The 24,761-nt window shown below is 71.5% G+C and carries 27 protein-coding genes; 13 read left to right on the top strand and 14 right to left on the bottom strand.

The genetic code is table 11. The features are described 5' to 3' along the window. Positions 1-2 precede the first annotated feature (2 nt). Both ABD292_RS42775 and ABD292_RS42770 read right to left on the bottom strand, forming a co-directional pair. Positions 3-650: a hypothetical protein gene (locus ABD292_RS42775; RefSeq protein WP_344218001.1), complete on the bottom strand. Its 648-nt coding sequence runs from the start codon at positions 648-650 to the stop codon at positions 3-5. After that, positions 647-1,309: a hypothetical protein gene (locus ABD292_RS42770; protein WP_344217999.1), complete on the bottom strand. Its 663-nt coding sequence runs from the start codon at positions 1,307-1,309 to the stop codon at positions 647-649. The genes ABD292_RS42775 and ABD292_RS42770 overlap by 4 nt, the downstream gene beginning before the upstream one ends. Before the next feature lie 168 nt (positions 1,310-1,477). On the opposite strand from ABD292_RS42770, the gene ABD292_RS42765 reads away from it, so the two are divergent. The 5 genes from ABD292_RS42765 (at position 1,478) to ABD292_RS42745 (ending at position 9,491) form a co-directional block, all read left to right on the top strand. After that, entirely contained in the window at positions 1,478-3,424 is a 1,947-nt protein-coding gene (locus tag ABD292_RS42765; protein ID WP_344217997.1) for a hypothetical protein, read from the top strand. 80 nt (positions 3,425-3,504) lie between these two features. Next, on the top strand, positions 3,505-6,483 hold the full coding sequence (locus tag ABD292_RS42760) for an ATP-binding protein (RefSeq protein ID WP_344217995.1): 2,979 nt from the start codon (positions 3,505-3,507) through the stop codon (positions 6,481-6,483). A 71-nt stretch (positions 6,484-6,554) separates the two neighbouring features. Beyond that, a complete protein-coding gene (locus tag ABD292_RS42755) occupies positions 6,555-7,784 on the top strand; it encodes a Mur ligase family protein (protein ID WP_344217993.1) in 1,230 nt (409 codons plus the stop codon). After that, positions 7,774-8,487, top strand: coding sequence for a type 1 glutamine amidotransferase (locus tag ABD292_RS42750; protein ID WP_344217991.1), 714 nt, complete (start codon positions 7,774-7,776; stop codon positions 8,485-8,487). Before ABD292_RS42755 ends, ABD292_RS42750 begins: the two co-directional genes overlap by 11 nt. Before the next feature lie 53 nt (positions 8,488-8,540). Beyond that, the gene (locus ABD292_RS42745; protein ID WP_344217989.1) at positions 8,541-9,491 is read left to right on the top strand and encodes a YihY/virulence factor BrkB family protein; all 951 of its coding nucleotides are present in this window, start codon (positions 8,541-8,543) and stop codon (positions 9,489-9,491) included. 17 nt (positions 9,492-9,508) lie between these two features. On the opposite strand, the gene ABD292_RS42740 is transcribed toward ABD292_RS42745, so the two are convergent. Beyond that, entirely contained in the window at positions 9,509-9,871 is a 363-nt protein-coding gene (locus ABD292_RS42740) for a DsrE family protein (protein ID WP_344217987.1), read from the bottom strand. 38 nt (positions 9,872-9,909) lie between these two features. On the opposite strand from ABD292_RS42740, the gene ABD292_RS42735 reads away from it, so the two are divergent. Together ABD292_RS42735 and ABD292_RS42730 are read left to right on the top strand one after the other, a co-directional pair. Next, positions 9,910-10,398 (top strand): heme-binding beta-barrel domain-containing protein, encoded by a 489-nt coding sequence (locus tag ABD292_RS42735; protein ID WP_344217985.1) that lies wholly within the window; start codon positions 9,910-9,912, stop codon positions 10,396-10,398. After that, positions 10,395-10,691, top strand: coding sequence for a DUF2470 domain-containing protein (locus ABD292_RS42730; RefSeq protein WP_344217983.1), 297 nt, complete (start codon positions 10,395-10,397; stop codon positions 10,689-10,691). The genes ABD292_RS42735 and ABD292_RS42730 overlap by 4 nt, the downstream gene beginning before the upstream one ends. Positions 10,692-10,735: 44 nt before the next feature. Here ABD292_RS42730 and ABD292_RS42725 read toward each other — a convergent pair whose 3' ends face one another. Next, on the bottom strand, positions 10,736-11,422 hold the full coding sequence (locus ABD292_RS42725) for a DUF899 domain-containing protein (protein ID WP_344217981.1): 687 nt from the start codon (positions 11,420-11,422) through the stop codon (positions 10,736-10,738). Positions 11,423-11,793: 371 nt separating this feature from the next. Here ABD292_RS42725 and ABD292_RS42720 point away from each other — a divergent pair, with 371 nt between their 5' ends. After that, positions 11,794-12,207, top strand: coding sequence for a Fur family transcriptional regulator (locus ABD292_RS42720; RefSeq protein WP_344217979.1), 414 nt, complete (start codon positions 11,794-11,796; stop codon positions 12,205-12,207). A gap of 10 nt (positions 12,208-12,217) precedes the next feature. Further along, positions 12,218-13,156, top strand: a complete 939-nt coding sequence (gene ygfZ, locus ABD292_RS42715) for a CAF17-like 4Fe-4S cluster assembly/insertion protein YgfZ (RefSeq protein ID WP_329585872.1) — start codon at positions 12,218-12,220, stop codon at positions 13,154-13,156. 8 nt (positions 13,157-13,164) lie between these two features. On the opposite strand, the gene dtd is transcribed toward ygfZ, so the two are convergent. Beyond that, entirely contained in the window at positions 13,165-13,590 is a 426-nt protein-coding gene (dtd, locus tag ABD292_RS42710; RefSeq protein ID WP_344217976.1) for a D-aminoacyl-tRNA deacylase, read from the bottom strand. Positions 13,591-13,662: 72 nt separating this feature from the next. Here dtd and ABD292_RS42705 point away from each other — a divergent pair, with 72 nt between their 5' ends. Beyond that, positions 13,663-14,559, top strand: a complete 897-nt coding sequence (locus ABD292_RS42705) for an asparaginase (protein ID WP_344217974.1) — start codon at positions 13,663-13,665, stop codon at positions 14,557-14,559. 4 nt (positions 14,560-14,563) lie between these two features. On the opposite strand, the gene ABD292_RS42700 is transcribed toward ABD292_RS42705, so the two are convergent. Both ABD292_RS42700 and ABD292_RS42695 read right to left on the bottom strand, forming a co-directional pair. Continuing rightward, entirely contained in the window at positions 14,564-16,174 is a 1,611-nt protein-coding gene (locus tag ABD292_RS42700) for a DUF2207 domain-containing protein (RefSeq protein ID WP_344217972.1), read from the bottom strand. A gap of 27 nt (positions 16,175-16,201) precedes the next feature. Continuing rightward, positions 16,202-17,290, bottom strand: a complete 1,089-nt coding sequence (locus ABD292_RS42695; protein WP_344217970.1) for an FAD-dependent monooxygenase — start codon at positions 17,288-17,290, stop codon at positions 16,202-16,204. A 106-nt stretch (positions 17,291-17,396) separates the two neighbouring features. Between ABD292_RS42695 and ABD292_RS42690 the strand changes: the two genes are divergently transcribed. Then, positions 17,397-18,341 (top strand): TetR/AcrR family transcriptional regulator, encoded by a 945-nt coding sequence (locus ABD292_RS42690; protein WP_344217968.1) that lies wholly within the window; start codon positions 17,397-17,399, stop codon positions 18,339-18,341. 6 nt (positions 18,342-18,347) lie between these two features. On the opposite strand, the gene ABD292_RS42685 is transcribed toward ABD292_RS42690, so the two are convergent. Both ABD292_RS42685 and ABD292_RS42680 read right to left on the bottom strand, forming a co-directional pair. Then, positions 18,348-19,418, bottom strand: a complete 1,071-nt coding sequence (locus tag ABD292_RS42685; protein WP_344217966.1) for an ABC transporter substrate-binding protein — start codon at positions 19,416-19,418, stop codon at positions 18,348-18,350. Continuing rightward, on the bottom strand, positions 19,415-19,951 hold the full coding sequence (locus ABD292_RS42680) for a SigE family RNA polymerase sigma factor (RefSeq protein WP_344217964.1): 537 nt from the start codon (positions 19,949-19,951) through the stop codon (positions 19,415-19,417). The genes ABD292_RS42685 and ABD292_RS42680 overlap by 4 nt, the downstream gene beginning before the upstream one ends. A gap of 269 nt (positions 19,952-20,220) precedes the next feature. Between ABD292_RS42680 and ABD292_RS42675 the strand changes: the two genes are divergently transcribed. Then, on the top strand, positions 20,221-20,427 hold the full coding sequence (locus tag ABD292_RS42675) for a cold-shock protein (RefSeq protein WP_344217962.1): 207 nt from the start codon (positions 20,221-20,223) through the stop codon (positions 20,425-20,427). A 64-nt stretch (positions 20,428-20,491) separates the two neighbouring features. Here ABD292_RS42675 and ABD292_RS42670 read toward each other — a convergent pair whose 3' ends face one another. After that, positions 20,492-20,752 (bottom strand): helix-turn-helix domain-containing protein, encoded by a 261-nt coding sequence (locus ABD292_RS42670; RefSeq protein ID WP_344218094.1) that lies wholly within the window; start codon positions 20,750-20,752, stop codon positions 20,492-20,494. A gap of 580 nt (positions 20,753-21,332) precedes the next feature. Continuing rightward, positions 21,333-22,349, bottom strand: a complete 1,017-nt coding sequence (locus ABD292_RS42665) for a GlxA family transcriptional regulator (RefSeq protein ID WP_344217960.1) — start codon at positions 22,347-22,349, stop codon at positions 21,333-21,335. Positions 22,350-22,444: 95 nt separating this feature from the next. On the opposite strand from ABD292_RS42665, the gene ABD292_RS42660 reads away from it, so the two are divergent. Next, on the top strand, positions 22,445-23,263 hold the full coding sequence (locus ABD292_RS42660) for a dienelactone hydrolase family protein (RefSeq protein WP_344217958.1): 819 nt from the start codon (positions 22,445-22,447) through the stop codon (positions 23,261-23,263). Here the strand turns inward: ABD292_RS42660 and ABD292_RS42655 are convergent. The 3 genes from ABD292_RS42655 to ABD292_RS42645 all read right to left on the bottom strand — a co-directional run bounded on the left by ABD292_RS42655 (position 23,248) and on the right by ABD292_RS42645 (position 24,709). Next, a complete protein-coding gene (locus ABD292_RS42655) occupies positions 23,248-23,613 on the bottom strand; it encodes a DUF2516 family protein (RefSeq protein WP_020544674.1) in 366 nt (121 codons plus the stop codon). The two genes, ABD292_RS42660 and ABD292_RS42655, sit on opposite strands and share 16 nt — an antisense overlap. A 166-nt stretch (positions 23,614-23,779) precedes the next feature. Continuing rightward, entirely contained in the window at positions 23,780-24,214 is a 435-nt protein-coding gene (locus ABD292_RS42650; RefSeq protein WP_344217956.1) for a hypothetical protein, read from the bottom strand. A 3-nt stretch (positions 24,215-24,217) separates the two neighbouring features. Next, positions 24,218-24,709, bottom strand: a complete 492-nt coding sequence (locus ABD292_RS42645; protein ID WP_344217954.1) for a helix-turn-helix domain-containing protein — start codon at positions 24,707-24,709, stop codon at positions 24,218-24,220. Positions 24,710-24,761 lie beyond the last annotated feature (52 nt).

The raw sequence follows: 24,761 nt of genomic DNA, 5'->3' as shown, positions 1-24,761 counted from the left end.
GATCACTTCTTGACGGTCGGGTAGACGTCCTGGGCCGAGGCCACGAGCTTGCGCGCGCCCTCGTCGTCCAGACCGAGATCGATCTCCACCTCCGGCTGGTACGGCTCCACCATCACGCCCTGCTGCGGCAGGCTGAACCGCACGCTCGCCTCCGGCAGCGCCGACGCCGGCACCTCGAAGTAGAACCGCCCGCTCACCCAGATGTCCGGCTGCACGAAGGTGTTGGACAGCGTGACGGATCTGTCCACCCGGTCGGTGGCCTCGAACCGCTTGCCGTCGGCGGTGACGAGGACGGGCGTCGCCAGGTGGTACGGCTTGAGACTCGACTTGGCGGAGGCCCCGACGACGAGGAAGACGTTGTCCGTGGCGAGGGTCTCGGACGAGCCCTGGAGGGCCTTGGCGGCGGTGATCGAGTCGAGCCGGAGGGTGAACCTGCGGGCGTCGACGTTCTCGCCCTTGGCGCCCGTGTAGACGATCGGGTCGCTGACCTCGGTCTCCTCGAGCTTGAGCGTCTGCAGTCCCATCGCGCCCGCGATCAGGAGCACTCCGGCCGCCACGGCGAGCAGCCGCGCGCCGAGGCCGGGCCGGCGACCGGCCGGCGGCCCGCCGGGCGAGGGGAGCGCGGCGGCGCGGGGCGCGGTGGCGGTCATGCGCCGGCCTCCTGCTTGACGGGCAGCGTCACCCGCGCCTTGATCTCGGGGACGAACTTCTCGCCCACCTGCTCGGACACCATCTTCCACCGGAGCTCCGTGCTGCCGAAGCCGGTCCCCTCCTCGAAGGAGCCGACGTCGATGGTGATCTGGGCCGGTGGCCGCTCGCCCTCCTTGAGCCGGTAGCGGACGATGACCTGCGTCGGGACGTCCGGCTGGAGCTGCTGCGACTCATCGCCCTTGATCAGCGCGAAGGTGAACGGCCCCGACTCCTTGGAGAAGGCGGGGCTGATCTTCAGGAGCGAGCCCGCGAAGCTGGTCAGCGTGAACGCCTGCGAGGGCTGCTCGGGCGGCATCCCGACCCTGGCGGTCTCGTCGGTCTTGTTGGTGACGTCGAAGACGAGCTCGACGAAGCGGTTGTCCTCGTCGAAGGAGAGCTCGCCCTTCTCCACCTTCACCCGTGACTCCACGAACCTGGTGGAGTACATGCCCTGGTCCAGCACCGCGCCCTGACCGAGCGGCTTCGGGACGTCGGGAGCCTCGTCGAGCCCGCCCAGCAGAGCGGTGATGCCGAGGGCGGTGAGCGCCACCAGGGCGACGGCGGGCACCACCACCGGGCGTCTCGGCCTCTCGTCGCTGCCGCCGGCGGGTTCCGTCATGGCTATGGATGGTAATAGGTATCGCTTGTACCATCTGCCGCATTGCTCCCAACGCTTCGGCCGAATTGCCGAGAAACTCTGCCGTTCCGGGGGTTGAAGCTCTTACGCTGTCACGAGGCGGGAAAGGGCGACCCGACATTGGGAGAACGATCGCGGCCGGAGGGTCACGTGGCAGACGTGCATCCCGAGCATGCCCAGCTTCAGGCTGACCGCATCTACCTGGGCTGGCAGTACCTCCTGCTGCACCCCGACCCCGGCCCCCCGCCCAAACGGCCCTCGCCGGCCTCGTCGGGCGAGGAGCCCGCGGCCGGGCCCGATCCGGTCCTGGCCGAGCTGGGCCGCCGCGAGCAGATGCAGGAGGACATGCTCAACCGGCCGGTCCGGCTGTTCCGCGTGTTCGCGCTCGTGCTGAGCGTGCTGATCCTGGCCGTCGCCGTCGCGGGCTACCTCGACTGGTCGTTCGCGATCGTCGGGCTGGTGGCGGCCGGCGGCGTGGCGGCCATCTGCACCTTCGCCCTCATGCAGGGCGACAAGGCGGTCCGCTACCGCGCGCTGGAGCAGCAGGCGCGGGACCAGCGGCGACGTCAGGAACGCGACAAGGAGCTCTTCCAGGCCCAGGAGGAGCACGCCAGGCGCTACCGCGAGTGGCAGGAGTCCAAGGACCGCCACGACCGCCAGCTCAGCTGGTACGCCGTCGCCGTCCCCGACGAGATCGACCGCATCGACGTGGCCGGCGGCACCCTGCCCGGCTGGTCCGCGCTGATCACGCTGCTCGGCGCCACCCGCCTCTACAGCGGCGGCCATCTCACCGTGCTCGACCTGTCCGAGGGCGCCATCGCCAAGGACCTCATCGAGCTGGCCCGCAAGGGCGGCGACGACCCCCTCGTGTGGGTGCTGCCGGTCGACCTGCCCAAGCTCGACCTCGGCGCGACGCTCAAGCCGGAGGCGTTCGCGGACGTCCTCGCCCACGTGGTCAGCGTCAGCGAGGAGCACCGCACCACCCGCGACCTCAGCTTCGACAACGCCATCCTGGAGCGGGTGCTGGAGGTCCTCGGCGAGAACGCCACCATCAGCCAGGTCACGGCCGCCCTGCGGGCGCTCGCGCAGGTCGGCGACCCGCGCGACGACCTGCGCTTCGGGCTGCTCACCGCCACCCAGCTCGAACGCATCGGCACGCTCTTCGGCCGCGGCGTCAGCGACCGCGTGGTGATCGAGCGGGCCTGGGCCCTCGAATCGCAGCTCCGCAAGCTGGAGACGCTCGGCACCGAGGCCGTACGGCTGCCGCCGGCCCGGCTGCGGGTGGTGAGCATGGACCGGCAGGCGGGGGTGTTCGGCAACCGGGTGCTCGGCACGTACGTGGCCACCGCACTCACCCACATCCTGCGCCAGTCGCCCGCCTCCGACCGGCCCTGGTACCACACGATCATCGTGGCGGGCGCGGACAAGCTCAGGGGCGACGTGCTCGACCGGCTCATGGACGCCTGCGAGACCTCCCGCACCGGGCTCGTCCTGACCTACCGCTCGCTCACCCCCACCGTGCGCGAACGGCTCGGCAGGGGGCACGCGGCGGTGGCGTTCATGCGGCTCGGCAACGCCGAGGACGCCCGCGTCGCGAGCGAGCACATCGGCACCGAGCACCGCCTGGAGCTGGCCCAGCTCACCGAGACCATCAGCGCGTCGCTGCCGGGGCTCAACGGCGGCTACACCTCCACGGTCTCCCAGGTGGACGACGAGCGCGAGCTGCGCGACGAGAGCGAGGCCGACCTCGCCGAGGACATCACCGAGTCCACCGAGTGGGGCCGCACCGCCGACAAGATCTCCGAGAAGGAGCGCGTGCTCCAGCGCTCACGCGAGTTCCTGGTCGAGCCGCACGAGCTCCAGCAGCTCCCCACGACCTCCGTCATCGTCACCGACGCCACGGCCACCGGCCGGCGGGTCCGCCTCGCCGACGCCAACCCCGCCATCCTCACCTTCCCCAAGACCACGCTCGGCCAGCTGGAGGACGTACGCGAGGCCGTGCTGGCGCTCGACCCCCAGGCCGCCGACGGGGAGGAGCCGCCGCCCAACCTCGGACCGCCACCGCCACGGCTCGACTGGCGAAAGGGCCGGGCATGACCGGGTAATGACATGGTCAATGTCAAGGTGACGAGCTGGCGGTTGCTGGAATTTGGCGAAGAACCGTCTCTGGGGGATTGATGATGCAGCCGAGCGTCTCGCTGAGCGGGCCCTGGTATCGAATCCAGTCGATCGCCGCGCCCTCGCGAAGCTCGTCGGCGGAATGGGACTTCGTCACCGTGCTGCCCGCCGTGTTGTCGGCGGCGCAGCGCGACCGGCCGTTCGTCATCGGCTGGCTGTCACGGGGATCCGGCGCGCCGCTCGAACTCATCACCAACGCGGGCCCGCTGTCGCCGCCGCGTCAGCCGCGCCGCGCCACCGACGTGCCCGACCGGCCGAGGGGGCCGCAGCCGCTGCTGTTCCCCGGCGGGGCGCGCGGGGTCCAGCTCTCCGACGAGTACCTCGCCGACCTGGCCGACCTCGTGTGGGCGCCCTGCCCCGGGCGGCAGGCCCCGCCGCTGGGCGGGCGCGAACGCCACGCCGACCACGACGAGCTGACCCGGCCCACGCTGTTCGAGGCGACCCTGGTCACGTTGATGTCGCGGCCGTTCGCCTGGCTCGTCGTAGCTGAGCCGACCGACCTGCTGGACGCCGAGGTGGCTCACCTGCGCACCCAGCTCAACGTGCTGCGCCAGTACGGCGACGCCTCCGAGCGCTCCCGGTTCGACGCCGAGCGGGCCGAGCGGCGCATGCAGGAGCTCGACGCCTTCCGCGAGGCGGGGCTGTGGAACGTGCGGGTGCTGGCCGGCGCCGCCACCGCCGACGAGTTGCGGCAGCTCGCGCCCGTGCTGGTCGGGTCGGTCGAGATGAGCCATCACCCGTACCGGCTGCGGAGCTCGCACGGGGCCGCGTATTCGCTGGCGGAGTCGCTGGCCGTCACCGTGCAGGACCCGGCCGACGGGGCCGCCGCGCCGTTCGCCGCGACCGCGGGAGCGCTCGCCGCGCTGGCCGGGCTGCCCCGGCGCGAGGTGCCCGGCGTCCGCGTGCTCGACTCGGGCTTCTTCGACGTGACGTCCGAGGCCGACGGGGGCGAGCTGGAGCTCGGCGAGATCCTCGACGGGCAGGACCGCGCCGTCGGCACGTTCCGGGTGCCGCTCGCCACGCTCAACCGGCACGCCTTCGTCACCGGGGCGACCGGCTCGGGCAAGTCGCAGACCGTACGGCACCTGCTGGAGCAGCTCAGCCGGGCCCGCATCCCGTGGCTGGCGATCGAGCCGGCCAAGTCCGAGTACGCCGCCATGGCCGGCCGCGTGGACGAGCCGATCACCGTGATCAACCCGTCCGCGCCCGAGGGCGTGCCGTTCAGCGTCAACCCGCTCGAACCCGAGCCCGGCTACCCCGTACAGGCCCACATCGACATGATCAGGGCGCTGTTCATGGCCGCCTTCGACGCCGAGGAGCCGTTCCCGCAGATCATGTCGCTGGCGCTGCAGCGCGTCTACGAGGCCACCGGCTGGGACGTCGTCACCGGCGGCGCGGTCCCCGGCTCCAGCGTCCCGCCCAGCGTCCCCACCCTCGAACAGCTCCAGCAGCACGCCATGGACGTCATCAAGGAGATCGGCTACGGCCGCGAGGTCCAGGCCGACGTCGAGGGCTTCATCTCGCTGCGGCTGCGCTCGCTGCGCGTCGGCTCGGCCGGGCGCTTCTTCGAGGGCGGTCACCCCGCCGACGTCGGCGGCCTGCTGGAGCGCAACGTCGTGCTCGCCATCGAGGACGTCGCCAACGACGAGGACAAGGCGTTCCTCATGGGCACGCTGATCATCCGGATCGTCGAGCACCTGCGGATGCGGGCGCGCAAGGAGAAGGTCCACGACCTGCGGCACGTCATCGTCATCGAGGAGGCGCACCGGCTGCTGCGCGACCGCGGGCACGGGCGGGCCTCCACGCACGCGGTCGAGCTGCTGGCGGGGCTGCTGGCCGAGATCAGGGCGTACGGCGAGGGCATCGTCGTCGCCGAGCAGATCCCGTCCAAGCTCGTCTCCGACGTGGTCAAGAACACCGCGCTCAAGGTCGTGCACCGGCTGCCCGCCGAGGACGACAGGAAGCTCGTCGGCGCGGCCATGAACCTCAGCGAGGAGCAGTCCAGGCACGTCGTGTCGCTGCAGCCCGGCTCGGCCGCGGTCTTCGCCGACGGCATGGACCGGCCGCTGCGGGTCCGCGTGCCGCTCGGCGAGTCGAGGGAGAAGCTGCTGCCGGGGCCGCCGCCGCCCATCCGGGGCCGCCGCTCGGCCGCCTGCGGCGCCCAGTGCCGGGGCGGGCAGGCGTGCACGCTGGTCGAGCTGCGCGAGGCGGACGTGCTCGCCGACGCGCCGGAATGGGCGTGGCTGCGCATCTGGTGTGACACGGTCGTGCTCGCCTTCGTCAGCAACCGGCCGCTGCCGGGCGTGCCGCGCGTCCTCGCCGCGTCCTGGGGCGAGCTGCCCGCGCGGCGGCGCGAATGCCTGCTCGCCACCCTCGTCGAACGGTCGGTGCAGCGGCGCGCCTGGTCGCTGCGGAGCTGGTTCGACCCCACGCTGCTGACCGAGAAGGCGGCGGAGAAGGCCACGCGGCTGCTCGCGGGGCTGGAGGGCGGCGGCGAGCGGCCGGGGGCGTCGTGGGTGATCCCGCAGGTGCGGTGGCTGCACGAGGTGGACCGGCTCTTCCCGCACGGGCAGTCCGCCCCCAACCTGCGCAGCCCGGCCCCGCCGATGGAGTACGCCCTGTTCCGCCCGCCCCACGCCGGCCCCGCCGTGAACGGGTCTTCTGACCGCGTGCACACCGAGCTACTCGGTCACCGCGCCAAGGCGCTGCGCCACCACCCGCTGTCCATGGAGGTGGACCGCAACCGGGCGCTGGCCTGGCGGGTCATCCTGGGCGACGACGAGAACGAGTCCGTGCAGCGCGACATCACGACCGTCGCCATCGGCATCGAGGCCTCGGCCAGGATCCGGCACGTGGGGCAGACGATGGGGGCGGGCTGGCTGGAAGGCGTGCTGTCCTGGCCCCGGCGCTTCGTCCTGCCCTTCGACCACGGCGGCACGCCTGAGCTCAGCTTCCCCGCCCCGGCTCCCGCCCTCTGACCGAGGGTGGATCGGCACGTTTTCGTGTGCGTAACGAGAGTACGGCCCAATCCCGACTAGGATTCATGCACATGACCCAGCTTCCTCTGCGGGCCCAGCTCGCCAGCGCCCTGGGCCGCAGTGCCGCCACGCTGTCCAGGATGACCGGGCGCGGCGACGGCTCTGTGATCGGGGGCCGGATCGGCCTGATGCTGGAGCCCGATCTCCTGCGCAAGCTGGCCCGCGACCGAAAGCTGGCCCTGGTCAGCGCCACGAACGGCAAGACCACCACCACGCGCCTGATCGTCAACGCCCTGCTCGACCTCGGCGAGGTCGCGACCAACGCCTTCGGCGCCAACATGCCGGCCGGTCACGTCTCGGCGCTGTCGCAGCACAAGCACGCCCCCTACGGCGTGCTGGAGGTGGACGAGAAATACCTGCCGGAGGTGCTCGACACCACCGGCGCGAGCGTGGTCTGCCTGATGAACCTCAGCCGCGACCAGATGGACCGCGCGGCCGAGATCTGGCTGCTGGCGCAGAAGTGGCGGCGCGCGCTGGCGGGCAAGCCCACGCACGTCATCGCCAACTGCGACGACCCGCTGGTCACCTGGGGCGCCTCGACGGCCGCCTCGGTCACCTGGGTCGCCGGCGGCCAGCGCTGGAAGGAGGACTCCTGGTGCTGCCCCGAGTGCGGCGGCCCGCTCGACCGCAAGGACTCCTTCTGGGCCTGCCGTGAGTGCACCTTCCACCGTCCCGAGCCGCACTGGGTGCTCGACGACGACATGGCGATCGACCCGCGCGGGCAGCGCTGGACGCTCGACATCCAGCTGCCCGGCTCGGCCAACCGCTCCAACGCGGTGATGGCGCTCGCGGTGGCGGAGACGTTCGGGGTGCCCGTGGACCGGGCGCTGCCGCGGCTGCGCGAGGTCACCTCGGTGGCCGGCCGCTACACGATGGTCGAGCGCGACGGCCGGCACGCCCGGCTGCTGCTGGCGAAGAACCCGGCGGGCTGGCTGGAGGCGTTCGACGTCGCCGACGCGCAACTGCCGATCATCCTGTCGGTCAACGCCCAGGGCCCCGACGGGCGCGACACGTCGTGGCTGTGGGACGTCGACTACCGCATCCTGCGCGGCCGGCCGGTGTTCGTGACCGGTGAGCGCCGGCTCGACCTCGCGCTCCGGCTCGACGTGGCGGACGTGCCGTTCACGCTGTGCAGCTCGTTCAACGAGGCGCTGGCCATGCAGCCGCCCGGCCGGGTCGACGTCATCGCCAACTACACCGCCTTCCAGCAGATCCGATCGGAGTTCGGTCGTGCCGTCTGACAGCGTCCTGCGCATCGTCTGGATCTACCCCGACCTGCTGAGCACCTACGGCGACCAGGGCAACGTCCTGGTGCTGGAGCAGCGCGCGCGGCGGCGGGGGATCGACACCGAGACGGTCCACGTGCGCTCGTCCGACCCGGTGCCGGAGAGCGGCGACGTCTACCTCATCGGCGGCGGCGAGGACCGCCCGCAGATCCTGGCCGCCCAGCGCCTGCGCAAGGACGGCGGCCTGCACCGCGCCATCGCCGGCGGGGCGTCCATGCTGGCGGTGTGCGCCGGCTACCAGATCATGGGCAGCACGTTCGGCGGCGAGGAGGGGCAGCCGGTCGACGGCATCGGCCTGCTCGACATCGCGAGCACGCGCGGCCCGGCCCGCGCCGTGGGCGAGCTGGTGGCCGAGGTGGACGCGGCGCTCGGCCTGCCCACGCTGACCGGGTTCGAGAACCACATGGGCGTCACCCGCCTCGGCCCCGGCGTCCGGCCGCTGTCGCGCACCGTCAAGGGCACCGGCAACGGCGACGGCTACGAAGGCTGCTACGCGGGCCACGTGGTCGGCACCTACCTGCACGGCCCGGCGCTGGCCCGCAACCCGGCGCTCGCGGACCTGCTGCTGGCCTGGCGGGTGGGGCAGCTCGCCCCGCTCGACGACTCCCGCTACGAGGCGCTGCGCCAGGAACGCCTGGCCACGGTCCTGGCCGACTGATTCCCTGATCAATCCGGGCGAACCAGGGTAGTCGGTTCGTCGTGGGTTCAACGGTGACGGTCCCCCAGACCCGGACGATGAGCGGCGAGGAGCTGTCCGCCGACGACGCCTGGGCGACCATGCGCAGCTACGGCGGCTGGCAGCTCGTACGCGACTCGCTGGTGAGGTTCCGCTACGGCGACGGCATGAGCCACGCTCGCGCGCTGGCCTTCCAGCTCTGCCTGGCCATCATCCCCGGCACGATCGCGCTGGTCGGGCTGAGCGAGGTGACCGACCACGGCCAGCTCGGCCGGGTGCTGGGGCTCACGCTGCGCGGCCTGGCGCCCGGCGGTGGGGCCGAGGCGGTCAAGGAGGCCCTGGAGGGCGGCAACCACCTCTCCGGCACGCTCGCCCTCCTGCTCGGCCTCGGCACCACGCTGGTGGCGCTGGCGACCGCGATGGCGCAGTTCGAGCGCGGCGCCAACCGCATCTACGGCGTCGAACGCGACCGGCCCTTCCCCCGCAAGTACGCGCGGGCGGCCGCGCTGGCCCTGACCGCCGGCGTCCTCATGATCACCGGGTTCACGGTCCTCGTGGGCGGCGGCGCGCTCGGCCACGCGCTCACCGAGGTCTACGGCTGGGGTGACGGGATGCGGCAGGCGTTCTCGCTGATCCGCTGGCCGCTCGGCTTCCTGCTGGCGATGGTGAGCACGGTCACGCTGTTCCGGGCCTCGCCCCGGCGGCGGCAGCCCGGCCACACCTGGCTGGCCGTGGGCGCGCTGGTGGCGCTCGCCCTGTGGACGGTCTTCACGCTGGCGCTCGCGCTCTACACCGACAACAACAGCTCGTTCGGCGAGACGTACGGGCCGCTGACCGCCGTCATGGCGCTGCTGCTGTGGTCGTTCCTCAGTTCGATCGCGCTCTTCCTGGGGATGGCGTTCGCGGCGCAGCTGGAGGCGTGCCGGGCCGGCTGCGCCGCGCCCGCCCACCCCGACCCGCTGCCGGACGGCACGGGCGCCCAGTAGACCGCCCAGTAGACCGCTCAGTAGACGAGCGCCTGCACGCCCTCCGCGGTCGCCTCCTCGACGAACGTCGGCGCGCCGGCGATGCGTACGCCGTCGATGACGTCGTCCACGGTGATCCCGCGGCGGGCGGCGCACTGCGTGCAGAGCGTCACCCGGCCCGCGGCGAGCACGGCCGCGAGCAGGTCGGCGAGCGGCGCGGCGTGCGGGAGCTCGAACTCCGCGGCCCGCCCCGGCAGCGCGAACCACGACGACTCGCCGGTCAGCCACAGGGAGACGGGGACACCGCTCGCCAGCGCGGCGGCCGCGACGTTGAACGCCTGGTTGCAGCGCTCGGGGGCGTCGGCCCCGGCGGTAACCTTGATCACCAGAGATCGTGCCATGCCCGCCACCCTAGCCCCGGCCACTAGGCTTGGGGACCATGGAAGAACCTGAGGTGCACCCCGCCCTGGAGCCGATCGCGTTCCTGCTCGGCCGGTGGGAGGGCGCGGGCGTCGGCGGCTACCCGACGATCGAGAGCTTCAACTTCGGGCAGGAGATCGAGTTCGGCCACAACGGCAAGCCGTTCCTGACCTACGTCAGCCGCACCTGGCTGCTCGACGAGGACGGCAACCGGGTCCGGCCGCTGGCCACCGAGTCCGGCTACTGGCGGGCCCTGCCCGACCGGCAGCTCGAAGTGGTGCTCTCGCACCCGACCGGCATCGTCGAGATCTACATCGGCGAGGTCGTCTTCCACAAGATCGAGCTGCGCACCGACGTGGTGGCCCGCACCGCGAGCGCGAAGGAATACACCGCGGGCTACCGCCTCTACGGGCTGGTCAACGGCAACCTCATGTGGGCCTACGAGATGGCCGCGATGGGGCAGCCGCTGTCGGACCACATGTCGGCCGAGCTGAAGAAGGTCGCGTGAGCACGCCGTTCACCCCCGACGCGGTCGAGGCGATCAAGCGCCACATGAACGACGACCACGCCTGCGACTCGCTGCTCATCGTCCGGGCCCTCGCCAGCCGGCCGTCCGCCACCACGGCGGTGACCAGCGACGTGGACGCCGAGGCGATCGAGTTCACGATCGACGGGGGCGAGCGCGTACGCGTGCCGTGGGGCGAGACGCTGACCGAGCGGGCGCAGGTGCGCAAGGCCGTCGTGACCCTCTACCGGCGCGCCTGCGCCGACCTCGGCGTCACGCCGCGCGGCGAGCACTGACCGGCGAGCACTGACCGGCGAGCACTGACCGGCGGGCCGACCGGTTAGCTGGGGCCGTAGCGCGCGGCGAGGTCCTGCGAGGACGCCCAGCCGCTGTAGGTCGGTCGCTGCGGCCAGCCCTCCGGGGAGTCCTGCCACTCCTCCTGCCGCCCGTACGGCAGCAGGTCGATCAGCGCGAAGGTGTGGGTGAGCTGCTCGGTGCCGCGTCCGTCGGTGTGCCAGGTGCGGTAGACGGTGTCGTCGCCGTCGCGCAGGAACACGTTGACGGCGAAGCCGCCGCCGGGCGGGGCGCCGACGTCGGCCCCGAACGGGCTGTTCGCGGTGGAGTACCACGTCATGGCGTTGCCGACGCGCCGCTTGTAGGCGAGCGCCTCGTCGATCGGGCCCTGGGTGACGACGACGAACCTGGCGTCGTAGTCGTGGAGGAACTCCAGGCGGGTGAACTGCGCGGTGAAGCCCGTGCAGCCCGGGCACTGCCACTCCTTGCCCGGGAACCACATGTGGTGGTAGACGATCAGCTGCCGCGCGCCCTCGAAGACGTCCGCCAGCCGGACGGGGCCGTGCTCGCCGTCGAGGACGTAGTCGGACAGCCGCACCATGGGCAGGCGGCGGCGCTGAGCGGCGATGGCGTCGAGCTCGCGGGTGGCGGCCTTCTCGCGGGCGCGCAGCGCGTCGAGCTCACGCCGCCAGGTCGCGGCGTCGACGACGGGCGGCAAAGGGTTGGCGCTCATGGTCCCTCTCTCCACGGATGTGCGGGTACACATCTGTGGACCGGAACCGGGCGCGGAACTCATCGGGGGTGCCGGGAAATGAAGAAGGGCCCCGGACAACACTCCGCCCGCTCGTGCGGACGGGCCGGATGGACCACGGACGGGATGCGTTCGCTCCCGCCCTCCGGCTGTCAGGGGCCCCGGTGGTTGCCTCGTATTCGCGTCACGTCACGAGACCGAGACAGGCGTCCGCGACGTCAGCGGACAACCACCTCGCTAGCCCGACTATGACTCACCATTATTCGGACCACCTCCTTTCCGCGTACTCATGAAGTTATGTGCTCGTTCGCGTGGGAGGCAAATGAATATCACTGGGCCGTAGACTCGGGAGCATGACCGACACGCAGTGGCACGAGGAACTCCGCGCGAAGGGCTACCGGGTCACGCCGCAGCGCCAGCTCGTCCTCGAAGCGGTCAAGGATCTGGAGCACGCCACACCCGAGGAGATCTGCGTCAAGGTGCGCGAGACGGCGCGCGGGGTCAACATCTCGACCGTCTACCGCACGCTGGAGCTGCTGGAGGAGCTGGGGCTGGTCACCCACACGCATCTCGGGCACGGCGCGCCGACCTACCACCTGGCGGCCGAGGCCGACCACGTCCACCTGGTGTGCCGGGGCTGTGACCAGGTGTTCGAGGTGCGGCCGGAGCTGGCCGAGGGGATGGTGAAGGCGCTGGACGACGAGATGGGGTTCGTCGCCGACGTCCACCACCTGACCGTCTTCGGACGTTGCCGCGACTGCCGATAGCCTGGAGGGCATGCGTAGCCCTCTGCTCGACCTTCCCGGCGCGGTCGCCGCTGACGCCCCGGACTCCGACGTAGCCGCCCACTACGGCGACCTGTTCGCCGAGCAGCGCGCGCTGGCCAAGGGCGAGGCGGTCGTCGATCGCAGCAACCGCGAGGTGGTCCGGATCTCCGGCGCCGACCGGCTGAAATGGCTCAACGACCTGACCTCGCAGAAGCTCGACACGCTCAAACCGGGCGAGTGGACGCAGACGCTCGACCTCGACCTGCAGGGCCGCGTGCTGCACCACCTGACCCTGGTCGACGACGGCGAGAGCGTGCTGGCCCACGTCGAGCCGGGCACCGCGCAGAGCCTGATCGACTATCTCGACCGCATGCGGTTCATGCTGCGGGTCGAGGTGTCGCGGGCCGACGACCTCGCCGTGCTCTCCACGGCCGACGCCGACGTCCTGGTGCCGCGCGCCGAGCTGCCCGAGCACCTGGGCAGGCCGCTGGCGGGGCTGTGGGCGTACGAGGCGCTGCGCATCGAGGCGCACCGGCCGCGGCTGGGCTTCGAGACCGACCACAAGACGATCCCGCACGAGGTGGGCTGGATCGGCGCGGCCGTCCACCTGACCAAGGGCTGCTACCGCGGCCAGGAGACCGTGGCGCGGGTGCACAACCTCGGGCACCCGCCGCGCCGCCTGGTGTTCCTGCACCTCGACGGCAGCGTGGACACGCTGCCCGTGCACGGCGACCCGGTGATCTTCGAGAGCCAGGAGGTCGGCGTGGTCGGCTCGGCGGCCCGTCACCACGAGCTGGGCCCGATCGCGCTGGCCGTGGTCAAGCGCACGGTGCCGGTCGACGCGCCGCTGCTGGCGGGCGGCGTCGCGGCCAGCCAGGAGGTCGTGGTGCCGCCGGACGCGGGGCGCAACGTCTCCATCGACCCGTCGCTGCGCCGCCGGATCAGGTAAGCCGGGGCTCAGAACTCCAGGACGAGGGTGATCGGGCCGTCGTTGACGAGCGAGACCTTCATGTCCGCGCCGAACACGCCCGTCTCCACGCGGGCGCCGAGCGCGCGCAGCTCCTCGACGACGGCGTCCACCAGGGGCTCGGCGACGGGCCCCGGGGCGGCGGCCTGCCAGGTGGGCCGCCGGCCCTTGCGCGCGTCGCCGTAGAGGGTGAACTGGCTGATCACCAGGAGCGGGGCGGCGACGTCGGAGCACGACTTCTCGCCGTGCAGGATCCGCAGGCCCCACAGCTTGGCGGCGAGCTTGGCCGCCTCGGCCCTCGTGTCGGTGTGGGTGACCCCGACCAGGACGAGCAGGCCGGGCTCGGCGATCTCGCCGACCGTGCGGCCCTCGACCTCCACGGACGCTGAACTCACTCGCTGCACCACTGCTCGCATGACATCTCATTCTGGACCAGGAAAGACCCTCCGTAGACTCGTCCCGAAAGGGGTTCGGATATGTCGTTGCTCGTGGAAGTCGTGCGATCCGGGTTCGTGGAGTCCACGCATCAGGCCCGCATGCTGACCGTGGACGCCGAAGGCCGCCTGGTCGAGACGCGGGGCGCGGTGCACGTGCCCGCCTCGCCGCGCTCGTCGATGAAGCCGCTCCAGGCGCTCGGCATGCTGCGCAGCGGGCTGGCGCTGGAGGGCGAGCTGCTGGCGCTGGCCTGCGCCTCGCACTCGGGCGAGCCGTTCCACGTGGAGGGGGTACGCAAGATCCTCGCGGGCGCCGGGCTGGAGGAGTCGGCGCTGCAGTGCCCCGAGGACCACCCGTCCGACCGGCGCTCGACCGAGTACGGCCGGATCTACATGAACTGCTCCGGCAAGCACGCCGCCATGCTGGCCACCTGCGTGGTCAACGACTGGCCGCTGACCACCTACCTGGAGCCGTCTCATCCGCTGCAGCGGGCGATCAGGCAGACCGTCGAGGAGCTCACCGGCGAGCGGGTGGCGGCCTCGGGCGTGGACGGCTGCGGGGCGCCGCTGTTCTTCGTGTCGATGCTGGGGGTGACCAAGGCGTTCCGGGCGTTCCCGAGGTCGTCGGAGGACTCGTACGAACGCAGGATCTTCGACGCGATGCGCGCCCACCCCGAGTGGACGTCCGGCACCGACCGGCCCGAGGCGAAGCTCATGCGCGCGCTGCCCGGCCTGATGCTGAAGGCGGGCGCCGAGGGGTTCGACGCGTTCGCCTTCGAGGACGGCAGGGCGGGCGCCGTCAAGATCGAGGACGGCTCGGCGCGGGCCCGCGGGCCGGTCACGGTGGCGGCGCTGCGCTCGCTCGGCCTCGACGCCCCTGAGCTGGCCGAGCTGGCCGCCCCGCAGGTGCTCGGCGGGGGACGGCCGGTCGGCGAGATACGGATCCGCTAGCCGTTCACAGGCTGCGGAACTGGCGGGTGGCGGAGATGGCGCCCGAGGTCGTCGTGCAGAACGTACGCATCGAGCCGGCGAACTTCGACAGGTCCCACTCCGCGGGCCCGTGATACCAGTAGAGGTTGTCGGCCTGGTGGCCGTTGCCGGTGACGGAGGCCACCACCCGCGACCAGTGCTCCACGCCGTCGAAGATCACCGCGTACGGCAGGTAGCGCGAGAACAGCTCCACCCGGTGCTGCTCGGGCACGTGGCCCAGCTCCCCGGAGAACAGATACTCGCGGAAGCCCAGGGTGTGGGCCAGCGCCGCCGAGCCCTTGGCGGTCTTGGCCGGCATGTACTGTCCGCCGACGGCGAGCGCGGCCCCCGCGATGATGACGGCGAGGCCGAGCAGACCGTACGTGGTGAACCAGGCGAGCCCCGCCGTGGCGAGCACGCCGGCCACGATGAGGACGACGCCCACCGTCGTCCAGCGGGTGCGCTCGGTGTCGGGCCGCCGGGCGAACCAGCCCTGCTTGACCACGTCGGCGTAGAGCGCGTCACGCACCTTGCCCAGGTGCGCGGCGAACGTCCCCGACAGTTGCGACAGCAGCACCGCGTCCCGGCCGTCGAAGATGGCGTCGTGGAGCGCCTTCTCGTAGGGCAGCAGGGCGTCGACCGGCGCGGTGGGGAGGCGTACGAGCAGCCAGTCGGGCGCGTCGTAGGTCTGGCGGGGCTGCTCGTCGATGCGCAGGTAGCCGCGGACGGCGAGGTCCACGATGGTGGCGGTGACGTCCACGACGTCGGCCTGCTCGTCCACGAGCGTGCCGATCTGGCCGGGCCGGACCCCGTCCGGCGGGGAGAAGTGCCCGTTCTGTACGGGGTTGACCGCCCCCTGGTCGCCGCCCGCCACGCGGGCGTCGCGGCCCCGCGTCCAGTAGAGCAGGCCCACGCCGCCGAGCAGCAGCACCAGCAGGCCGGCCAGGGCGCCGCCGGTGACGGTGTTCAGCGTGAACGCCGAGGCCAGCGAGAAGCGCCGCTCCAGGATCGGCGTGCCCTTGCTGGAGCCCGCCGGATAGCCGATGACGACGGTCAGGGCCTCGCCGGTCGCCAGGTTCTCCTGCTCGAAGTCGGCCTGCGTGCCGGTGTGGTCCATGGAGGCGGCGGTGCAGCCGACGGCGGAGCTGAGCTCGCCGGCGAAGCAGGACAGGTTCTGCACCTGGCCGGGGCCCTGCACCTTGACGGTGGCCTTGGCGACCTGCTGGTTCCAGCCGCTCACCGCGAACCAGCGCAGCTCCTCGACGCCGCCCGACGACATCACCGCGCCCTTGACGTCGTACTCGACGGTGCCGCTCGTCACGGTGAGCACGTCGCCGTCGAAGGTGCCGCCCTTGACGTTCGAGATCTGGTAGAGGCGGTCGTTGCCGTCGTCGTACCGGGTGCGGGTGACGAAGGTGCGCTTCAGACCGCTCGACCCGCCGCTGATCTTCTCGACCACGTGCAGGGTGCCGTCCTTGCCGAGGGTCATCGTGACGTCGTCCGTGATCCCGGCCGTCCCGGCGAGGGCGGCGGGAGCGGCGGTCAGCGTCAGAGCGGTGGCCCCCAGCGCGGCCAGCGTGAGTCTGAAACCGGTCATGGCGGCAAATCGTAGCGGTTTGTCCCGTCAATCGAGCGTGATGGCGTTCGCCGCCCGTTCGATGCTCTCCGGGGTCGCGCCCTGGCCGGGATTCTCGGTGGCGAGCGCCTGGTTGGCGGCCACGAACGGGCGCATCCGCCGCTCGTAACGGTCGAAGGCGCCGTCCGGGGCCGCGCCGAGCTCCTGCGCCAGCACGTACGCCCCCACCATCGCGAGGCTGGTGCCCTGCCCGGACAGCGGCGAGGCGCAGTAGCCGGCGTCGCCCACCAGCGTCACCCGCCCGGCCGACCAGCGGTCCATCACGACCTGCGCCATCGCGTCGAAGTAGAAGTCGTCCGCCTTCCCCATCGCGTCGAGCAGCCGGGGCACCTCCCAGCCGAGGCCGGCGCAGCGCTCGTGGACGAGCCGCTTCTGGGCGTCGAGGTCGCGGTGGTCGTAGGCGATCGGGCCGTCCTCGAAGCCCAGGTTGACCCGCATCGTGGTGGCGTCGCGGTCGCTGTAGACGACGCCGCCCACCTGGCCCTCGCGGAACCAGGTCTGCCAGTGGTCGAGGCCGAGGAAGTTGGGGGCGGTGAAGATGGAGACGTACGCGCCGAGGTGGCGGACGTAGCGCTCCTCGGGGCCGAAGGCGAGGCGGCGCACGTTGGAGTGCAGCCCGTCCGCGCCGACCACGTGGTCGTAGCGCTCGCGCCGGCCGCTGTCGAACGTGACGTCCACGCCGTCCGCGTCCTGGTCGAGGGCGGCGATCGAGTCGCCGTAGACGATGGCCGGGTCGGCGGCGGCGAGGACCAGCGCGGTCAGGTCGTCGCGCATGATCTCGACGTCGGGGCTGTCGAACGCGCCGCCGCTCAGCGTGCCCTCGGTGCTGCGCATGAGCTCGGTGCCGGAGCCGTCCACCATCGACATGCCGCGCATCCGGGTGCGCAGGGCCCTGGCCCGCTCCAGGACGCCCATCCGGTCGGCGACCGTGAGCGCCGCGCCCCGGACGTCGATGGCCTGCCCGCCGGTGCGGGGGGCCGGGGCCCGCTCGACGATCTCCGCCTCGATCCCGTGCCGCCCCAGCCAGTAGGCCAGGACGGGACCGCCGACGCTCGCGCCCGAGATGAGCACCTTCATGTTCCGCTCCTTGGTTTGTACGTTGTACGCGGAACTGAATGTACGGCGTACATACAACAGGCCACAAGGCTATGATGAGAGGATCTGTACTAGAACAGGGGATGAGATGGACACTCCGCCCTACGCCCGCATCGCCGGCGACATCAAGCGGCGCATCGCCGACGGCAGGCTGCGCCCCGGCGACCGCGTGCCCTCCACCCGCCAGCTCGCCCGCGACTGGGACGTCGCCCTGGCCACCGCCGCCAAGGCCCTCGCGCTGCTGGCCCAGGAGGGAGTGGTGGTCGCCGAGCCGCGGGTCGGCACGGTGGTCGCCGAGCTCCGCGGGCCTGGTCGTTCGACCGGCCGTTCCACTGGCCGCCGCGGCTCAGGACAGGCGGCCCGCGAGCCGGGCGGCGCCCGCGAGCGCGTCGTGCGGGCCGCCGTCGAGCTCGCCGACGCCGACGGGCTCGACGAGCTGACCATGCGCGCGCTCGCCGACCGGCTGGGGATGGCCACCATGTCCCTCTACCGCCACGTCAGCGGCAAGGACGAGCTGGTCCTGCTCATGGTCGACGCGGTGCTCGACGACCACCCGCTGCCCGGGGAGCGGCCCGCCGGCTGGCGCGAGGCGCTGGAGACGAGCGCCCGGCTGCAGTGGGCCGCCTACCGGGCGCACCCCTGGATGGCGGGGGTCACCTCGCTGTACCGCCCGCTGCCCTCCGCCGCCCTGCTGAAGCACTCGGAGTGGGTGATGAGCGCCCTGGCCGGCACCCGGCTCGACGCGACGGCCAAGATGAACGTGCACATCCTGCTCTACAGCTTCGTGCAGGGCCTGGCCGCCAACTTCGAGCAGGAGCGGCGGGCCCGCGCCGCCACCGGCCTGTCGGACGAGGAGTGGATGAGCGCGCAGGAGGAGCGCATGCGGGCGGTCAGCGAGTCGCCGGGATACGCGGCCTTCGCCGCGTTCCTGGGCGAGCTGGGGGAGTTCGACCTCGATCTCGACCGGCTCTTCGAGTTCGGGCTGCGGCCGCTGCTCGACGGCCTGGCCCGGCAGATCGACCAGCCGGGCTGAGGCCGCTCACTCGGTCGTCGCGACCGCCTCTCCCGGCTCCGGCAGACGCTTGAGCCAGCCGTGAGCACGGGCCAGGACGGCGATCCGCGTCAGGTGCGTCAGATCCAGCTTGCTGGGATAGGAGCCGAGCGTGACGTTCGCGACCGCCTTCTCGGAGATCTTGGTGTAGGTGGGCAGCGCCGCGCGGGCTTGCTCCGGGTCTGCGGCGACCAGGCGTTGCGCCTTGCCCAGCGCGCGCTGGAAGGCCGCCAGCGTGCGCGGGTTGTGCCGGATCCAGTCCTCGGTGGCCGCCATGCCCGAGGTCTGCACGTTCGCGAGGTCCCCGCTCGTCAGGTCCCCGACGACCCGCACCTGCCCGCTCTCGCGTCCGACCGTGATGAAGGGCTCGGCCAGCAGCGCGGCGGCGTACCGTCCCCGCTCCAGCCCGCCGAGCATCTCGGGATAGGAGGTCTCGACGAGCATGACGTCCTCCGACGTCAGCCCGGCCCGCTTCAGCGCGGCGGTCAGAGCCAGCGTCGGGAGCCCGCGGAGTCCGGGGACGGCGATCTCCTTGCGCTTGAGGCCGGCGACCGTCCGCACCTTCGAGGTGACGTTCACCACGAGGGCCAGCGTTCCCGGCGCGGACTGATGGAAGGCCGTCACGAGCTTGAAATCCTTGCCGGACGCGTTCGCCATGAAAAGCGTCGCGTAGTCGAGCTGGGCCAGATCCAGCCGCTTCAGGTCGAGCAGGGGCACCCCGACCGCCGACGACTGCAGGAACACCGGCCGCACGCTCAGCCCCTCCTCCCGGAAATAGCCCATTCTCTGGGCCACGTGCAGGACCGCGGACTCCACTGTCGGCACCACGCCGACGCTGATGCTCGACCGCTCCAGCGGGATGACCGCGGGGCGCGGTTCCGCGAGCAACGTCCGCGTCCCGATCGTGGCGGCGAGCAGGGTGACCACGACCGTCGCGGCGGCGGCGAACGCCACCAGGGTGCGCCTCCTGCGCTGATGGCGCTCCAACACCGCCGCGCCCAGGTCGCGCTGCGGCATCTCGTCGGCGATGCGGCCGAGCTCATCTCCGAGCCAGGTCATCGGCGTGCCCCCTCGTTCCAGGCCGGGTCGTCGTTCAGTGCGGGCAGATGGGACGCCAGCTCGGGCGCGAGCGCGCGCAGCCGGGCCAGCGCGTGGTGCGCCTGGCTCTTGACCGTGCCGACCGAGCAGCCCATGAGGGCGGCCACCTCGCGTTCGGTCCGGTCCTCGTAGAAGCGCAGCACCAGCACGGCGCGCTGCTTGGGCGTCAGCCGCATGAGCGCCTGACGCAGCACGATCCGCAGGACGGCGGAGTCCTCGCTCGAATGGGCGCGCTCGGGCAGCTCGGCGCTCAGCACCTCGCCCGAGCGGCGGCGCCGTCGCCACGAGATGTACTGGTTCACCAGCGCCTTACGGGCGTAGGCGTCCAGATTGTCGATATGACGCAGCTTCGGCCACCGTCCGAGCATGCGGACCAGCACGCTCTGCAGGAGGTCCTCCGCGAGATGGACCTCCCCGGTGAGCAGATAGCACAGGCGCAGCAACGGGCGTTGGTGGGCATCCAGGAACGCCGTGAACGCGGCATCGCGATCCAACGTCTCTCCTCATGTCGGCACTGCCCCTTGAACGCCGTGGCCGCGGAGAAAGGTTGGCATCGCTGCGCCGTTCGCATCACGGTCGACCGTGTGCTAGGCTGACGGAAGTTGCAGTTGTGGTACCCATAATGAACTTGTGTGCGCCTGACGGTATGTAGCGTCAGGTGCATTTTTTGTTTGCCGGTCTTCTCCGGGTGTGGGCCTATCTGGCGACGCGAGATCCGTACCGTGCGGATTTCGGCTTTTGCACCGACCAAGAGGAGATCATCATGGCTTCCGGCACCGTCAAGTGGTTCAACTCGGAAAAGGGCTTCGGCTTCATCGAGCAGGACGGCGGCGGCGCCGACGTCTTCGCCCACTACTCCAACATCGTCTCCCAGGGCGGCTACCGCGAGCTGCACGAGGGCCAGAAGGTGTCCTTCGACATCACCCAGGGCCAGAAGGGCCCGCAGGCCGAGAACATCGTGGCCGCCTGACGCGACAGCGCCACACCAAGACCCGGTCGGCTTACGCCGCCGGGTCTTTTTGCGTCACGGGGTGCTACTGTCCGGCCGGCTGGTCGCGCGCGTCGTTCACGCGCAGCGCCTCGGCGAGCTGATCTTCGAGGACGATGATCCGGCAGGCCGCTTCGACGGGTGTGCCCTGATCGACGAGTTCGCGGGCGCGCGCGGCCAGCCGCAGCTGCCGGCGGGAGTAGCGGCGGTGCCCGCCGCCGGAGCGTTTCGGCTCGATCAGTCGCGCGGCGCCCAGAGCCCGCAGGAAAGCCGGGCTGACCCCGAGCATCTCCGCGGCGGCGCCCATGCTGTAGGCGGGGTAGTCCTCATCGTCGAACCGGTCTTCGGCGCCGGCTCCAGTCGTGGCTCCGGCGGTGTCCGCGATCCTGCCTCGCGGGAGCGTGTCACCGTCGGCAGCCGAGCGAGGTTGATCCATGCATTCCTTTCCTCACGCGCACAGGGGGCCCCGGCGCCTGTAGCGCCGGGGCCCCGAAGAGTTCAACACCATCTACCGGCCGTCCGGCCGGCTCACTGTTTTCCGCATTCGCCGTGCTGAACGGCGGTGCTGCGGGGATCGCGGATGCGTGACCGTAGACCACCTTCCTATCTGTGGAACTGCGGTACCCGAGCGGCGAGACTCAGCCGGCAACGGGCGATCCCGATGGCGTTCAACACTCCCTTCATCTCTGACTTCCGGACCACTGTCCGACTTCACCTGCGGCAGCGCGTCCACGATCTGGGCCCCTGACAACTGCGCTGGCCCTTCACGTCCGACCTTCTGCCGTTCATCGTGCTCCGGGCAGTTCGTCGTGTTGCCAATACTTCCGCTGCCCGGTCAAACCGTTCCTTGCGATACGAGAAACACTAGCCCCAGCGGCCACAAATGTCTACTGCGGCGAAGACAGATTTTCGGTGACCGGCGCGGAAGATCCTCGGCCGGTGGCGCGGCGGAAGGCCGCCCGGTAGTCCTGCGGACGTCGCCCCGTGTGCCTGGCGAACAGGGCGGCGAAGGTGCCGGGGTCCCGGTAGCCGACGGCCGCGGCGATGCCGGCCACCGTGCGGTCGGTCGTCTCCAGGAGATGGCGGGCGCGGCGGACGCGCGAGGACTGGAGATAGGCGAGCGGGCTCTGGCCGGTCTCGCCGGCGAAGCGCCGCAGCAGCGTGCGGGTGCTGACGTCGAACGTCCTCGACAGCGCGGCGAGGTCGTACCGCTCGGCGAGGTTCTGGTCGAGCCGGCGCATGACCCGGCGGGAGAACTCGTGCCCGGGTTGCGGCAGGAGCCGGGTGTCGACGTACGGGGTCTGGGACGAACGGGCGTCGTCCACGAGCGCCACCCGCGCCGTCGTACGCGCCACGCGGGCGCCGCTGTGCTCGCGGATCAACGCCAGCGCGAAGTCGTACATCGCGCTGAAGGCCGCCGTCGTCGTCACCCCTCCGTCGGTGACGACCAGGTGCTCGGGCCGGACCTCGGCGTCCGGGCAGCGCCGGGCCAGCTCGTCGGCGAGGAGCCAGGCCGTCGTGGCCCTGCGCCGGTGGAGCAGCCCCGCCTCGGCGACCAGGAAGGCGCCGGCGCAGATGGCGACCACGGCGTTGCCCGCGGCCGCATGCGAGCGGATCACGGCGAGCTCAGGGCCGAGGGGCGCCAGCTTCGCGGCGACGTCGAGGCCGGGTCCGAGCTCGAATCCCGGCACCACGAGGACGTCCACTTCGCGTACCGGGCGGACTCCCAGCGTCGTGCCGCCCGAGGCGGCGACCCGGCTCCGCGGCGACATGACCGCCACCTCGTACCTCACGAGGCCGGGACCGCCCAGGTGGGTGGCCATCGTGAGCAGATCGGGGACGCCGAACACCTCGGAGGCGAAACACCCCGGATAAGCCAGGACGCCCACACGCAGCTCGCTCACGCTCGTCCCCTTCGGCACGCCTGTGGCGAGATTACCCCTGGACCTGGCGATCCGGCCGATCGCCCCGGCCTGCCCGATCAGTACAGGCTGCCCTCATGAGCCTTGACGATCCCATCACCGATTTCCGCCGCCGCAGCGTGGACGTGGAGGGGGTGGTGAAGACGGTGTACGTCGCGGGATCCGGGCCCGCGGTGGTGCTGATGCCGGAGATGCCGGGCATCAGCCCTGACGTCCTCCGCCTGGCGCGGTGGATCCGCGACGCCGGCTTCACCGTCCATGTTCCGTCGCTCTTCGGCAGGGACGGCGCCTATCCCACCGTGGAGGACGGCGAGAAGGTCGTCCGCCGCGCGTGCGTGAGCGAGGAGTTCCGGGCGTTCGCCGGAGGCGGCACCAGCCCGGTCACGGCATGGCTGCGCGGGCTCGCGCGGCAGGCCCACGCCGAGTGCGGAGGTCCGGGCGTCGGCGCGATCGGGCTGTGCTTCACCGGCAACTTCGCCCTCACCATGGCGCTGGAGCCGGCCGTCGTCGCGCCGGTGGTCAACCACCCGTCACTGCCGCTGGACGACCCCGCCGGGCTGGAGCTCAGCGAGGCCGACGCGCTCGCGGTGCGCGAGCGCGTGAGGCGCGACGGGCTCAAGGTGCTCGGCTACCGCTTCGAGGGCGACCGCTGGTGCACCGGCCGGCGCTTCGCCGCCTATCGGGCGCTCCTGGGGGACGCCTTCGACGGCCGGGTCCTACCGGGCGGCGTCGCCCGCGAGGACCCGCCGCCGTTCTTCCGCGACGTGGTGGGCACCCCGCACAGCGTGGTCACCGCCCACCTCGTGGACGAAGAGGGACATCCCACGCTCGCGGCCAGGGACGAGATCCTCGCCTTCCTGGCCGGCGCGCTCGGAGTGGGTCACCAGGGCCCGTAGGGGCCGTTGTTGCCGCCCCGGCCCATGCCCTTCACGGCGGGCTTGACGTCCACGATGTAGACGGCCGCGGCGATGACGGCCAGGATCGAGAAGATCCCGAGCCCGATGCCCATGAACTGGCTGCTGCCGAGGAAGAGGAAGGTGATGAGGTATTCGTAGGCGTTCGCGGCGGAGAACAGCGTGGCGAGCACCAGGATGAGCAGCCAGAGCGGCTTCTGGAGCTTGCCCGCCGCGAGGAACGCGTTGGCCGGCACCCGCAGCGCGTGCACGAGCGCGTAGACCGACATGCCGAAGATGACGGCGGCGAGCACCAGGAAGAGGAGGTTGAAGACTCCGTTGATCAGACTCATGTGTCGGCTCCGCCCAACGCCCGTGATGAAAAACCGTTCCCCAGCCTAATAGCCGGGACCGACAGCCGGGCACCCCAGAACAGAAAGGCCCGCCTCCGCGGTGCGGAGACGGGCCGTGCGCGACCGGCGCGGATCAGCGGATCAGCGGATCAGCCGGGTCGACGGGTCAGGCCTTGGCGGCCTTGGTGGCGGCGGTGCGAGGGCGGGCGGCCGGCTTCTTCGGCTCGACGGGCTTGGCGACGGGCGGCTCGGCGGCCTCCGACACCTCCTCCAGCTCAAGGGCGGCCGTGCCGCTGGCCTGGCTGACGACCTTGCGGCCGCGCGTGGCGAGGTCCTCGTAGACCTCGGTGGCGCGGTTGGTCAGCTGGTCGGCGTACTCGCGGGCCTTGTCGGGGAACTCGCGGGCGACGGCCTCGACCTTGTCGGCGTAGGCGCGGGTGCGCTCGGGCAGCTCGCGGGTGAGCTCGGAGCGGCGCGACTGGAGCTTCTGGAGCTGCTCGGGCAGCTCGCGCAGCTTCTCGACGGCGTAGTCGCCGACACCGGCGACGACGTAGAACGGCTTGGAATCGGTGAGCTTCTTGACCTCGGTCGCGAGCGTCATGGGTTAACCTTCCTTGGTTTCCTGGTTGACGTTGCCGTTGCGTGAGGTCGCCGCGTAGGGCTCAAGCGCGGCGAGAAACTCCTCGGGCAGCGGCTCGTCGTCCTGCTCGGATCCGGAGTGGGGGCGAGCGTTCTGGGAGGTCTGCTCGCCCTCCTCCGGGTTCTCCTTGCGGAACGACTCGTAGATGTCGATCAGCACCTGGCGTTGCCGCTCGGTGAGACGCGGATCGGCCCGGATCGCCGTGATCACGTCGCTCGGCGGCTCCCGGTCCTCGATCAGGCCGGCTTGCACGTAGAGCGCCTGTGAGGAGATCCGCAGACCTTTGGCGATCTGGTTGAGGATCTCCGCGCTCGGCTTGCGCAGCCCCCGTTCGATCTGGCTGAGGTAGGGGTTGGAGACCCCGGCAGCCGCCGCGAGCTGGCGCAGGGAGATCTTCGCCTGCTGCCGCTGCTCGCGGATGTATTCACCGATCGAACCGACCTTGGGTAGTGCCATACCCATAGTCTGCCTCCCGCTGCTTGCAATTGCAAACGCGGAAGTTAACACC

Source organism: Nonomuraea bangladeshensis, assembly GCF_039529455.1.
Classification (GTDB): Bacteria; Actinomycetota; Actinomycetes; order Streptosporangiales; family Streptosporangiaceae; genus Nonomuraea; species Nonomuraea bangladeshensis.
The sequence above is the reverse complement of the archived record's forward strand: the minus strand, read 5'-3'. Positions and strand labels throughout refer to the sequence as shown.